Source organism: Variovorax paradoxus, from assembly GCF_000834655.1.
GTDB lineage: Bacteria > Pseudomonadota > Gammaproteobacteria > Burkholderiales > Burkholderiaceae_C > Variovorax > Variovorax paradoxus_F.
Genome location: NZ_JXQQ01000075.1, coordinates 56,845 through 68,889, shown reverse-complemented (window position 1 = coordinate 68,889; position 12,045 = coordinate 56,845). Strand labels below are relative to the sequence as shown.

General features: G+C 67.3%; 14 protein-coding genes. 11 read left to right on the top strand and 3 right to left on the bottom strand.

Features of this window, described 5'->3' with window-relative positions:
- The first annotated feature begins 2 nt into the window (after positions 1–2).
- The 10 genes from RT97_RS25530 (at position 3) to RT97_RS25485 (ending at position 8,999) form a co-directional block, all read left to right on the top strand.
- Positions 3–461, top strand: coding sequence for a PaaI family thioesterase (locus RT97_RS25530; RefSeq protein WP_042581643.1), 459 nt, complete (start codon positions 3–5; stop codon positions 459–461).
- Positions 462–477: 16 nt separating this feature from the next.
- Positions 478–2,334, top strand: a complete 1,857-nt coding sequence (locus tag RT97_RS25525) for an acyl-CoA dehydrogenase (protein ID WP_042581642.1) — start codon at positions 478–480, stop codon at positions 2,332–2,334.
- 2 nt (positions 2,335–2,336) lie between these two features.
- The gene (locus RT97_RS25520) at positions 2,337–2,573 is read left to right on the top strand and encodes a hypothetical protein (protein WP_042581641.1); all 237 of its coding nucleotides are present in this window, start codon (positions 2,337–2,339) and stop codon (positions 2,571–2,573) included.
- A 23-nt stretch (positions 2,574–2,596) separates the two neighbouring features.
- On the top strand, positions 2,597–2,899 hold the full coding sequence (locus tag RT97_RS25515) for a Dabb family protein (protein WP_042581640.1): 303 nt from the start codon (positions 2,597–2,599) through the stop codon (positions 2,897–2,899).
- 31 nt (positions 2,900–2,930) lie between these two features.
- Positions 2,931–3,728: an SDR family oxidoreductase gene (locus tag RT97_RS25510; protein WP_042581639.1), complete on the top strand. Its 798-nt coding sequence runs from the start codon at positions 2,931–2,933 to the stop codon at positions 3,726–3,728.
- 110 nt (positions 3,729–3,838) lie between these two features.
- On the top strand, positions 3,839–4,312 hold the full coding sequence (locus RT97_RS25505) for a PaaI family thioesterase (protein ID WP_080898430.1): 474 nt from the start codon (positions 3,839–3,841) through the stop codon (positions 4,310–4,312).
- Positions 4,313–4,333: 21 nt separating this feature from the next.
- The gene (locus RT97_RS25500; RefSeq protein ID WP_042581638.1) at positions 4,334–5,350 is read left to right on the top strand and encodes an NADP-dependent oxidoreductase; all 1,017 of its coding nucleotides are present in this window, start codon (positions 4,334–4,336) and stop codon (positions 5,348–5,350) included.
- Between the two features lie 31 nt (positions 5,351–5,381).
- On the top strand, positions 5,382–7,022 hold the full coding sequence (locus tag RT97_RS25495) for an isovaleryl-CoA dehydrogenase (RefSeq protein WP_042581637.1): 1,641 nt from the start codon (positions 5,382–5,384) through the stop codon (positions 7,020–7,022).
- A gap of 28 nt (positions 7,023–7,050) precedes the next feature.
- Positions 7,051–7,989, top strand: coding sequence for a glutathione S-transferase family protein (locus RT97_RS25490; RefSeq protein WP_042581636.1), 939 nt, complete (start codon positions 7,051–7,053; stop codon positions 7,987–7,989).
- Positions 7,990–8,093: 104 nt separating this feature from the next.
- Positions 8,094–8,999, top strand: a complete 906-nt coding sequence (locus RT97_RS25485) for an SDR family oxidoreductase (RefSeq protein ID WP_042581635.1) — start codon at positions 8,094–8,096, stop codon at positions 8,997–8,999.
- Between the two features lie 10 nt (positions 9,000–9,009).
- Here RT97_RS25485 and RT97_RS25480 read toward each other — a convergent pair whose 3' ends face one another.
- Together RT97_RS25480 and RT97_RS25475 are read right to left on the bottom strand one after the other, a co-directional pair.
- Positions 9,010–9,498 carry an anthrone oxygenase family protein gene (locus tag RT97_RS25480; RefSeq protein WP_052810752.1) on the bottom strand — a complete coding sequence of 163 codons (489 nt, stop codon included), beginning with the start codon at positions 9,496–9,498 and terminating at the stop codon, positions 9,010–9,012.
- Positions 9,498–10,349 carry an NAD(P)H-binding protein gene (locus RT97_RS25475; protein ID WP_042581633.1) on the bottom strand — a complete coding sequence of 284 codons (852 nt, stop codon included), beginning with the start codon at positions 10,347–10,349 and terminating at the stop codon, positions 9,498–9,500. Before RT97_RS25475 ends, RT97_RS25480 begins: the two co-directional genes overlap by 1 nt.
- 87 nt (positions 10,350–10,436) lie before the next feature.
- Here RT97_RS25475 and RT97_RS25470 point away from each other — a divergent pair, with 87 nt between their 5' ends.
- Complete coding sequence (locus RT97_RS25470; protein ID WP_042581632.1) at positions 10,437–11,099, top strand: TetR/AcrR family transcriptional regulator; 663 nt, start codon at positions 10,437–10,439, stop codon at positions 11,097–11,099.
- Between the two features lie 10 nt (positions 11,100–11,109).
- Here RT97_RS25470 and RT97_RS25465 read toward each other — a convergent pair whose 3' ends face one another.
- A complete protein-coding gene (locus tag RT97_RS25465; protein WP_042581631.1) occupies positions 11,110–12,036 on the bottom strand; it encodes a LysR substrate-binding domain-containing protein in 927 nt (308 codons plus the stop codon).
- Positions 12,037–12,045: the final 9 nt, after the last annotated feature.

Genomic DNA, 12,045 nt, shown 5'->3' with positions numbered 1-12,045 from the left:
GCATGTCGGGCGGTGACACCCGGGATGCCCAGGTCTCGCCCGAAGCCTTCCTGGCGATGGGGCGGGGCGTTCTCGCCTCCCAGCCATTCAGCGCGCTGATCGGCGCCGAGCTGCACGCGCTCACGCCGGGATTCGCCGACCTCCAGCTGCCGCTCGCCGCGCAGCTCAAGCAGCAGAACGGTTTTGCCCACGGCGGCATCGTGAGCTACATGGCCGACAACGCGCTGACCTTCGCCGGCGGCACCGCACTGCGCGTGCCGGTGGTGACCTCCGAATTCAAGATCAACTACGTGCGGCCGGCCCTCGGCGATCGCCTCGTCGCGCGCGCCCGGGCCGTGCACACCGGCGGTTCGCAGGCCGTCTGCACCTGCGAGGTCTTCGCGGTGACCGATGGCGTGGAAAAGCTCTGCGCGCTCGCGCAGGGCACCATCGCGAAACTGCCCGATTCCCCGAAGAAGTAGCCACAAGAGACATCCCATGAGCCTGCGTCCCACCCTCGATTTCCTGCTCTACGACTGGCTCGACGCCGAGTCGCTCAACAAGAGCGAGCGCTTTGCCGACCATTCGCGCGAAACCTTCGACGCGGTGCTCGACACCTGCGAGCGCATCGCGCGCGAGAAATACGCGCCGTTCAATCGCACGGTCGATACGCAGGAGCCGCATTTCGACGGCGAGAAGGTCGTCCTGCCGAAGGCCACGCACGACGCGCACAAGGCCTTCGTCGAATCGGGAATGATGAGCGCCGCGCAGGACTACGACATCGGCGGCATGCAACTGCCCTATACGCTCTCGGCCGCGGCCAACAGCTTCTTCGCGATGGCTTCGGTGAGCATCGGCTCCAACATGCTCACGAGCGGCAACGCCAACCTGCTGATGGTGCACGGCACCGACATGCAGAAAGAGGTGTTCGCCAAGAACGAGTTCGCGGGCCGCTGGGCGGGCACCATGTGCCTGTCGGAGCCGCAGGCTGGCTCGTCGCTGAGCGACGTGGCCACGCGAGCGGTACCCGATGGCGCCGACTACCAGAACGATCCGCTCGGCCCACGCTACCGGCTCACCGGCAACAAGATGTGGATCTCGTCGGGCGACCACGAGCTGACCGAGAACATCGTGCACATCGTGCTCGCCAAGATCCCCGACGAGAACGGCAAGCTGGTGCCGGGCACGCGCGGCATCTCGCTCTTCATCGTGCCCAAGCGCATGGTGAACACACAGGGCGAACTGACCGGCGAGCGCAACGACGTGGCGCTCGCGGGCCTGAACCACAAGCTGGGCTGGCGCGGCACGACCAACACGCTCCTGAACTTCGGCGAAGGCAAGTACCCGGTCGATGGCAAGGCGGGCGCGGTGGGCTATCTCGTCGGCGCGCCCGGCAAGGGCCTGCACTGCATGTTCCACATGATGAACGAGGCCCGCATCGGCGTGGGCACGGCCGCAACCATGCTCGGCATGGCGGGCTACTACGCCTCGCTGGAGTACGCGAAGGGCCGCCCGCAAGGCCGCCTCGTGAAGAAGCCGGAGGCGGGCGCGGGCACCCAGGTCGCAAAGGACTCGGCCAGCCCGCAGGTGCGCATCATCGAACACGCCGACGTGCGCCGCATGCTCCTCGCGCAGAAGGCTTACTGCGAAGGCGCGCTGGCGCTGGAGCTGTACTGCGCCCGGCTGGTCGACACCCAGAAAACCGGCGATGCAGAGGCGGCCGACGACGCGCGCCTGCTGCTCGAAGTGCTCACGCCGATTGCCAAGAGCTGGCCCAGCGAGTGGTGCCTGGAAGCCAATTCGCTCGCGATCCAGGTGCACGGCGGCTACGGCTATACGCGCGACTTTCCGGTGGAGCAGTACTGGCGCGACAACCGCCTGAACATGATCCACGAGGGCACCCACGGCATCCAGGCGGCTGACCTGCTGGGCCGCAAGGTGCTGATGGAAAAGGGCCGGGGCCTGCAACTGCTGGCCGGCCGCATCACCGAGACCATCGGCCGCACGGCCAAGGTGCCGGCGCTCGCGGCGCATGCCAAGGCGCTGGGTGCGGCGCTCCAGCGCATCGGCAGCGCCACCGAGGCGGCCTGGTCCACCGGCGATCCGGCCGATGCGCTGGCCAACGCCGTGCCATACATGCAGGCCTTCGGCCACACGGTGCTGGCCTGGCTCTGGCTGGACGTGGCGCGGCGGGCGCTCGAAATCGACGCCGACAAGGCGAGGGCGGTAACAGCTGGCAAGATCGGCGCCACGGACTACTTCTTCCACTACGAGCTGCCGAAAATCGGTGCCTGGCTCAACGTGGTCGAGAGTCGCGACCCCACCTGTACCGCTTTGCCCGAGGACGCTTTCTGACAATGGCCGATGCCACCCCCAACACTCCCACCCCCGTCAAACCCCCGAAGCCGCACGCCCGGCTCGAAAAGTGGATCTGGATCCTGATCTACGGCGGCCTATTCCTGCTGATCCTGGGCATCGCCACGGGCCGCACCGATGCCGCACTCGGCTGGTCGATGGCCGTGCCCGGCGGCGTGATCGCGCTGGTGGGCGTCGTGCTCATCTACGTGCGTTCGCGCCTGAACGACAAGAAATAGGCACAGAGAAAGAAGGCCAGACCATGCTCAAGCACATCGTGATGTGGAAGTTCAAGGAACACGCCGAGGGTGCCGACAAGGCGACCAACCTCCTGAAGGCCAAGGCGCTGCTCGATGCCTGCGCGAAGCTCTCGCCGGGCACGCACCGTTTCGAGGTGGCCATTGCCCAGCCCGGGCTCGAAGCCACCTACGACCTGGTGCTGTATTCGGAGTTCACCGATGCGGCCGCGCTCGCGGCCTATGCGGACCATCCGCAGCACGTGGCGCTCAAGCCCTTCATCGGCGCGGTGCGCGAAGCCCGCCAGTGCATGGATTTCGAGAGCTGACCGACCCCTCACAGAACACCGGAGACAACCCATGACCGCCCGCACCACTCGACAACTCTTCGACCTCACCGGCAAGACCGCCCTCATCACCGGTGGCTCGCGTGGCCTGGGCCTGCAGATGGCCCATGCGCTCGGCGAGGCCGGCGCGAAGATCATGCTGAGTTCGCGCAAGGCCGACGACCTGGAGCAGGCCGCCGCCGAGCTGCAGGCCGCGGGCATCGACGCGCGCTGGATCGCCGCCGACTGCTCGAAGGAAGAAGACACCCGCCGCCTGGCCGACGAGACGCTGCAGCGCATGGGCGCGGTCGACATCCTCATCAACAACGCCGGCGCGAGCTGGGGTTCGCCCGCCGAGAGCCACCCCGTCGAGGCATGGGACAAGGTGATGAACCTGAACGTGCGCGGCTATTTCATCCTGTCGCAGCAGATCGCCAACGGCTACATGATCCCGAAGAAGACGGGCCGCATCATCAACATCGCCTCGATCGCGGGCCTGAACGGCAACCCGCCCGAGATGCAGACGCTGGCCTACAACACCTCCAAGACCGCGGTGATCGGCTTCACGCGCACGCTGGCGGCCGAATGGGGCAAGTACGGCATCACAGTGAACGCGATCTGCCCGGGCTTCTTCATGACGAAGATGGCGGCGGGCCTGATCAAGTCGCTGGGCGAGGAAAAGATGGCCGCGCAGGCACCGCTCGGACGCCTTGGCGACGACGAAGACCTGAAGGGCCTGACGCTGCTGTACGCGAGCGATGCCGGCAAGCACATCACCGGCCAGTGGCTGGCGGTGGACGGCGGCGTGAGCGTGGTCCTCGGCGCGGCGTAGAGTTCGCCCCCAGGCTGCGCGCACTTCGTGTCGCTTCGCCTTCCCCCTCGCCGGGGGCGACACCTGCGGCCCGGCGGAGCCGGCTCCGCGGTGTCTCACGAATGGATCCAATGAACACTGACGCTTCTTCTCCTTCTGCCGATATCAACATCCGCTCTTACACGAGCCAGATTCCGTTTGCGCGCCACCTGGGCTTCGAGCTCACGAAGTTCGAGGGGGGCGAGTCCGAGACCATCTATACCGCCAAGCCCGAGCACCTGAACACCTTCGACGTGACGCACGGCGGGGCCTGCATGACGCTGCTCGACATCACCATGGCAGCGGCGGCGCGCAGCGTGGCGCCCGAAACGGGCGTGGTCACGATCGAGATGAAGACCAGCTTCATGCAGCCCTCGGTCGGCCCGCTGCATGCACGCGGCACGCTCATCCACCGCACCGCGACGCTGGCCTTCACCGAAGCCAAGATCTACGACGAGCAGGAGCGCGTGTGCGCCCATGCCACCGGCACCTTCAAGTACGTGAAGCGCCGCCTGCCCACGGGCCCCGCGAGCGCGAACGAAATGCGGCCGCCTTCGACCGACTGAACGAACTTCCAGGAGATACACATGCCCACGAACAAGCAGATCCACCTCGACAACCGCCCCGAGGGCGAAGCCACGGCGAGCAACTTCAAGCTGGTGACGGTCGAGACGCCCGCGCTCGCCGACAACCAGGTGCTGGTACGCCACCATTACATGAGCCTGGACCCGTACATGCGCGGGCGCATGAACGATTCGAAGAGCTACACCGCCAACCAGCCGGTGGGCCAGGTGTTCCAAGGCGGAACGGTCGGCGAAGTGGTCGAGAGCAAGCACCCGAAGTACGCCGTCGGCGACAAGGTGGTCGGCTTCGGCGGCTGGCAGGAGTACAGCGTGGTCGACGCCTCGCAGCCCGGCGCGCTGAAGAAGGTCGACACCACGCACGTGCCGCTGTCGCACTACCTCGGCGCGGTCGGCATGCCGGGCGTCACGGCCTGGTACGGCCTCGTGAAGATCATTGCGCCCAAGGCCGGCGAAACGGTCGTCATCACGGCGGCCAGCGGCGCCGTGGGCAGTGCCTTCGGTGCGCTCGCCAAGGCGCGCGGCCTGCGCGTGGTGGGGATCGCCGGCGGCCCGGACAAGTGCAGGTACGTGACCGAAGAACTCGGTTTCGACGCCTGCATCGACTATCGCCAGCACCCCGACGTCAAGAGCATGAGCGCCGCGCTGAAAGAGGCTTGCCCGGACGGCATCGACGGCTACTTCGAGAACGTCGGCGGCTACATCTTCGATGCGGTGCTGCTGCGCTGCAATGCCTTCGCCCGTGTGGCGCTCTGCGGGATGATCGCGGGCTACGACGGCGCGCCGCTGCCTCTGGCGAACCCGGCGCTGATCCTCATCAACCGCCTGAAGATCGAGGGCTTCATCGTCAGCGAGCACATGGAAGTGTGGCCCGAGGCGCTCGCCGAGCTCGGCACGCTGGTGGGCACCGGCAAGCTCAAGCCGCGCGAGTCGGTTGCACAGGGGATCGAGTCCGCCCCCGAAGCCTTCCTGGGTTTGCTCAAGGGCAAGAATTTCGGCAAGCAGTTGGTCAAGCTGATCTGAATGCGCTGAACGCACGGCAAGGAGGCCGGTAATGGAAACGACGCACGAGGTGTTCAACCAGCCCGTACCGCTGGCGGACTACAACCTGTTCGAAACCAACCGGCCGCTGCGCGATGCGTTGAAGTTCAACGCGCCGCAGCTGCAGGTGGCCCCGCTCCAGGAACTGGGCGTGACCATCGGTTCGGCCGAGATGCAGACGCATGCACGCCTGGCCAACGTCCACACACCCGAGCTGCACACGCACGACCGCTTCGGGCGGCGCATCGACGAGGTGGAGTTCCATCCGAGCTACCACGTGCTCATGTCCGCCGCCGTGGGTGCGGGCCTGCACGGCACGCCGTGGGCGGGTACCTCGGCATCGCCGCACGTGCTGCGCGCGGCCGGTTTCATGCTCTTCACCGAGCTGGAGCCGTCGATGCTGTGTCCCATCTCGATGACCTACGCGGTCACGCCCGCGCTGCGCAGCAATGCGGCGGTGTACGCCGACTGGGGCCCCAGGCTCACGAGCCTTTGGTACGACCCGGCGCTCAAGTCGTTCAAGGACAAGCCCGGCGTGACTATGGGCATGGGCATGACCGAGAAGCAGGGCGGCTCCGACGTGCGGGCCAACACCACCAAGGCCGTGCGCGACGGCAGCGACGCCTGGGGCGAGCGCTATGCGATCACCGGCCACAAGTGGTTCTTCTCGGCGCCGATGTGCGATGCCTTCCTGGTGCTCGCGCAGGCGGAGGCGGGCCTGAGCTGCTTCTTCCTCCCGCGCGTGCTGCCCGATGGAACGCGCAACGCCATCCACATCCAGCGCCTGAAGGACAAGCTCGGCAACAAGGCCAACGCGAGCTCCGAGGTCGAGTTCCACGGCGCCAGCGCCTGGCTCGTGGGCGAGGAGGGGCGCGGCATTCCGCAGATCCTGGAGATGGGCACGATGACGCGGCTCGACTGCGCGCTCGGCACCAGCGGCCTGATGCGCCAGGCGTTGAGCATCGCCATCAACCACGCATCGCAGCGCAACGCCTTCGGCAAGCCGCTGATCGCGCAGCCGCTCATGAAGAACGTGCTGGCCGACCTCGCGCTCGAGAGCGAGGCCGCGACCGCGCTGGCCATTCGCCTGGCCCGCGCCTTCGATCAGCCGGACGACGAGCACGAGCGCCTGATGGCGCGCCTGCTCACGCCCGTGGCCAAGTTCTGGATCTGCAAGCGGGGCAGCCATTTCTCGCAGGAGGCCATGGAGTGCCTCGGCGGCAACGGCTATGTGGAAGAGGGCGGCGAAGGGATCATGGCCCGCGTCTACCGCGAGATGCCGCTCAATTCGATCTGGGAAGGCGCGGGCAACATCATGGCGCTCGACCTGCTGCGGGGCCTGCGCAAGGGCGACGCGGTGGCGGCGCTCGCCAAGGAGCTCGCGCCCGCGCGCGGCCAGCATGCCGCGCTCGATCGCCTGGCCGACGCGCTGCAGGCGCGCATCGAGGCGATGGCCTCCGAGGTGGAGGCGCGTCGTCTGGCACAGGACGTGGCGCTCGCCGTGCAGGCTTCGCTGCTGGCGCAGACGGCACCGCCCGCGGTGGTCGGCGCGTTCTGCGCATCGCGCCTGGGCGGCGACTGGGGCAATGCCTTCGGCACGCTCGGTGCCGGCACCGACTTCGATTCGATCATCCAGCGGGCCCAGCCGCGCTGACCCCACGAACGTCCCCACAGGAACCACCATGCCCGACCTCATCCTCCACCACTACACCACCTCGCCGTTCTCGGAGAAGGTGCGGCTGATCCTCGGCGCAAAGAAGCTGCCGTGGAAATCGGTCTTCATCCCGCCGATCATGCCCAAGCCCGACGTGGAACTGCTCACGGGCGGCTACCGCAAGACGCCGTTCCTGCAGATCGGCGCCGACATGTACTGCGACAGCGCGCTCATCGCCGACGTGCTGGAGCATCTTCAACCCGAGCCCACGCTTTACCCTGAGCCCGAGAAGGGCCTGTCGCGCATCCTCGCGCAGTGGGCCGACACCACGCTGTTCTGGGCCGCGATGGCCTGGAACCTGCAGCCCAGGGGCGCGGCCGAGGTGTTCGCCAAGGCGCCGCCCGAAGCCGCCAAGGCCTTCGGCGAAGACCGCGGCAAGATGAGCGCCGGCAACATGACGCGCCTGCGCCCGGCCGATGCCACCAGCGCCTACAAGTCGTACCTGCGGCGCCTGTCGGACATGCTGGACGACCGCCACTTCCTCTTGGGCGAGGTACCGAGCATCAGCGACTTCGCGGCCTACCACCCGCTCTGGTACACGCGGCGCATCGAGTCCGTCCGCACCATCCTCGACCTGACGCCCGCTGTGGTCGACTGGATGGACCGCATGGCCGCCATCGGCCATGGCGCGCCAGAGAAATTCACCTCCGACGAGGCCATCGCCGTGGCCAAGGCCGCGACGCCGCACACGCTGCTGACCGACAGCACCTTCCAGGACGACCACGGCATCGCGCTCGGCAGCGCGGTGACCATTCGTGCCGAGAGCTTCGGCCTGGAGGAAACCGCGGGCACGCTGGTGGCTGCCACGCGCACGCACTACACGCTGGAACGCAGCGGCGAGCGCATCGGCACGGTGCACGTGCACTTTCCGCGCATCGGCTACGTGCTGAAGAAAGCAGAGGCCTGAAACGAACGCGGCCGGGGCACCTTCGTGACTGCGCGGCGGCGCGTTCCGTATTTCAATAGCGCTTCCAACGTCAGAGACATTCAACGCAAGAAGGACACCGGCAAATGATTCAGGACTTCAAGGGCAAGACTGCCGTTCTCACCGGCGCGGGCTCGGGCTTCGGCCTCGAATGCGCGCGCATCGGCGCCGCACGCGGCATGAACCTCGTGCTGGTCGACGTGCAGCAGGACGCGCTGGACAAGGCCAAGGCCGAGATGGAAGCCGCCGGCGTGCAGGTGCTCGCCCGAAAGGTCGATGTGTCCGATGCCGCGCAAATGGAAGCGCTGGCCGCGGCCGTGAAGGAGCGCTTCGGCGCGCCTCATTTCGTCTTCAACAACGCCGGCGTGGGCGCGGGCGGGCTGGTGTGGGAGAACACCGTCTCCGACTGGGAATGGGTGCTGGGCGTGGACCTCTGGGGCGTGATCCATGGCGTGCGCCTGTTCACGCCGATAATGCTCGAAGCCGCCGCAAAAGACCCCGGCTACCGCGGCCACATCACCAACACCGCCAGCATGGCGGGCCTGCTCACGCCGCCCAACATGGGTATCTACAACGCCGCCAAGGCCGCGGTCGTGAGCCTCACCGAGACGCTGTACCAGGACCTGACGCTGGTCACCGACCAGATCGGCGCGAGCCTCCTGTGCCCGTACTTCGTGCCGACGGGCATCACGAGCAGCGAGCGCAACCGCCCGAATGCGCCCAAGGACAGCGAACTCACCAAGAGCCAACTCATCGGCCAGGCCATGAGCAACAAGGCGGTGAGCAGCGGCAAGATCACCGCCGCCGAGGTCGCTGCGAAGGTGTTCGACGCGATCAGCGACAACCAGTTCTACGTGTTCAGCCACCCCAAGGCATTGGGCAATGTGCGCGCCCGCATGGAGAACATCGTGGCGGTCATGAATCCGGCAGACCCGTTCCTCGAACGGCCGGAGATCGGCCAGAAGCTGCGCGAGCAACTTCGCGCGGCCTGACGCCTAGGCCCTAAGCCGCGGCCCGCCTCAGCGCAGCCGCAACGAAGACGATCGCGGCGAGTGCGGACGATGCCGTCCGCACGCTGTTCCACATCGTCCAGGTCTTCAGATAGACGAGCCAGAACGCATGGCCGTCGGTGGGCGATGTCGCTGCGAGCTGGTTGTTGAGCGGCACGTTGAGCGCCATCGTCACGCCGAAGCAGCCGATCACGTAGAGCAGGCTGGCCAGCAGGACCAGTTGCGAATCGAGCTGCGAGATCGAGAACAGCGACCAGCCGCCCAGCACGATGCCCAGCACCGCGCTGCCCATGAAGAAGAGCATGAAGCTCGGCGTGATCACCGTCACGTTGATCGCGTTCATGGCGTTGATGCCCTCGCTGTTCTGGATGCGCCCGAGGGCCGGCATCACGAACGACGAGAACGCATGGAAGATGCCGGCGACCATCGCCGTGGAAAAGGCGCTCGCCAGGATCAACGCCGTGGCCGTCTTGCCCATCATCACTTCGCTCCCCAGACGCCGGTCGGGGCCGTGCGCGCAACGTAGTCGGCGAAGGTGCGGGGCGGGCGGCCGAGCGCCTGTTCCACGCCGTGGGCGACGGGGGTGTTGCGGCCGTCGAGAACGGTGGTGAACAGGTACACGACGAGCCAGCACAGGTCCTTCGGCAGACCGGCTTCGGCCAGAAGCTTGGCATAGTCGTCCATCGGGACGATGTGGCAGTCGATCTTGCGATTCGTGGCGTGGCCGATCTGCGCGATGGCCTCCGGGAAGGTGAAGGCCTGAGAGCCGGTCAGCTCGTAGAGCTTGCGGCTGTGGCGGCTGTCGACCAGTGCTTGCGCCGCGATGTCGGCGATGTCGTCGGCATCGACGAACGGCTCCGCGGCGAGTCCTTCGGGCAGCGTGATCGCGCCCGCGACGATCTCGTCGAGAAAGTAGTTCTCGCTGAAGTTCTGGAAGAACCAGCTGGCGCGCACGATGGTCCAGTCGAGCGCGGTGGCCTGCAGGGCCTGCTCGGCGTCCTGCGCTTCGGGCTCGCCGCGGCCCGAGAGGAGCACGATCCTTTCGACGCCGGCCTTGGCGGCCGCGTCGTAGAACGCGCTCACCGTGTCGATGGCGCCCGGCACGCACAAGTCCGGCTGGTAGGCGACGTAGACGGCGCCAACGCCCTCGAGCGCGGCGTTCCAGGTGGCGCGGTCTTCCCAATCGAAAGGCGGCTGCGCGGAGCGCGAGCCGACGCGCACCGCATGGCCGGCGGCGCGCAGCCGCTCCAGAACGCGTCCGCCGGTCTTGCCGTTCGCGCCGAGTACCAAAATGGGATGCGCATCATCCCGGGTGCTGCTGCCGATTGCCATTTTCGAACTCCTTGAGATAATGTGAGTAATGCTCACGTAAAAAATGATAGTTACTCACATTTTGGATGTCAACCCCTGGATGAGGCCATGACCCGCAGCACACCTTTGCCATTGCAAGTGGCCGTCGCCGAGGCGCCTTCAGCGAGGAAGAGCCCCATCCAGGAGCGCAGCAAGGCGCGCGTCGAGCGCATCCTCGAAGCGGCCGCCGAACTGATCGTGCGAGGCGGGAGCGACCAGCTCAAGATGAGCGAGGTCGCCGCATCGGCCGGCATCTCGATCGGCTCGCTCTACCAATACTTTCCCGAGAAGGCCGCGCTAATCCGCATGCTGGCCGAGCGCATCAATGCGCACAGCCGCGAGTGCATCCGCGACGGCCTGAAAGACGTGTTCGATCTGGCGAGCCTGCAGTCGTCCTTCGCCGCGCTGGTGGACGTGTACTACACGATCGTCAACGAGCGCCCCGTCATGCGCGACATCTGGAGCGGCATGCAGGCCGACCGGCAACTGCTGACCTTGCAGGTTGCTGAGAGCCGCGCGTGCGGACAGATGCTGGCCGACGCGATGTTCAAGGTGCACAGGGTGCGCGCCCGCGCCGACGTCAAGCGCATCGAGCAGGCCGCCTTCCTGATCTGGGAGATGGGCGAGGCGACGATCCGCCTGGCCATTGCGGTCGAGCGGGACGAAGGCGCGGCGCTGGTGGAGGCCTACAAGCGCATGGCGCTTCGCGAGATCACCGAACCGCTGGCGTGATCCGCCGCGATCAGCCGGCAGCGGCCTGCGATTCGATCCACTGCCACACCGCCCGTATCGCGGGCTCGTGCTCCCGCCCGTTCGCGGTCGCGAGAAAGTAGCTCCCGGTATCGAGCGCCGGCCCGAAGGGCTGCACCAGCGCGCCGCTGCGCAGCTCTTCGGCCGCCAGCGTGAGGCTCAGGAGCGCGATGCCATGCCCCGCCAGCGCGGCGAGCATCGCGTGTGTCTCGTCGGAGAACGACAGGCCTGCCGCCTTCGCAGAGCGGCCGCGCGGCTGCGCGATGCCCGCCTCTCGAAACCAGCGTGACCACAGCGCCGGCGCCAACGCCTGCGGCTGCCAGTCGCAGTGGATCAACTGGTGCTTCGGCAGATCGCCCTTGCGGCGCAGGCCCAGCATCGGGCTGCATAACGGCGCATAGCGCTCGGGCATCAGTTCGCTGACCACGAGCCCGGGCCAGTTGCCGCTGCCCGATCGCACCGCGATGTCCGCATCGCCGCGTGCCAGGTCGACCACCGTGTCGCCGGCGTGCAGCCGCAGATCGATGCCGGGGCAGGCCGCGCGGAAGGCCGCCATGCGCGGCAGCACCCAGCGGGCCGCGAACGCCGTGTTGGTGGTGAGCGTGACCGACTGAGACGCCGCAGGCCGACGCAGCCTTTCCACACCGGCTTCGAGCGCATCGAAGCCCATTCGCAGGTCGTCGAAGAGCCGCTGGCCCGCAGGCGTCAGCGCGAGCTGCCGCGTGAGCCGCCGAAACAGCGGCTGCCCCAGCGAGTCTTCGAGCGCGCGCACCTGGTGGCTGATGGCCGAGGGCGTGACCGAAAGCTCGGCCGCCGCGCGCTGGAAGCTCAGGTGCGCGGCCGCAGCCTCGAAGGCCCGCAGCGAGAGCAGGGGAGGCAGGCGTCGTGACGATCGTACGGGTGAGCCAATCTCTTGCATAAGCGGAAA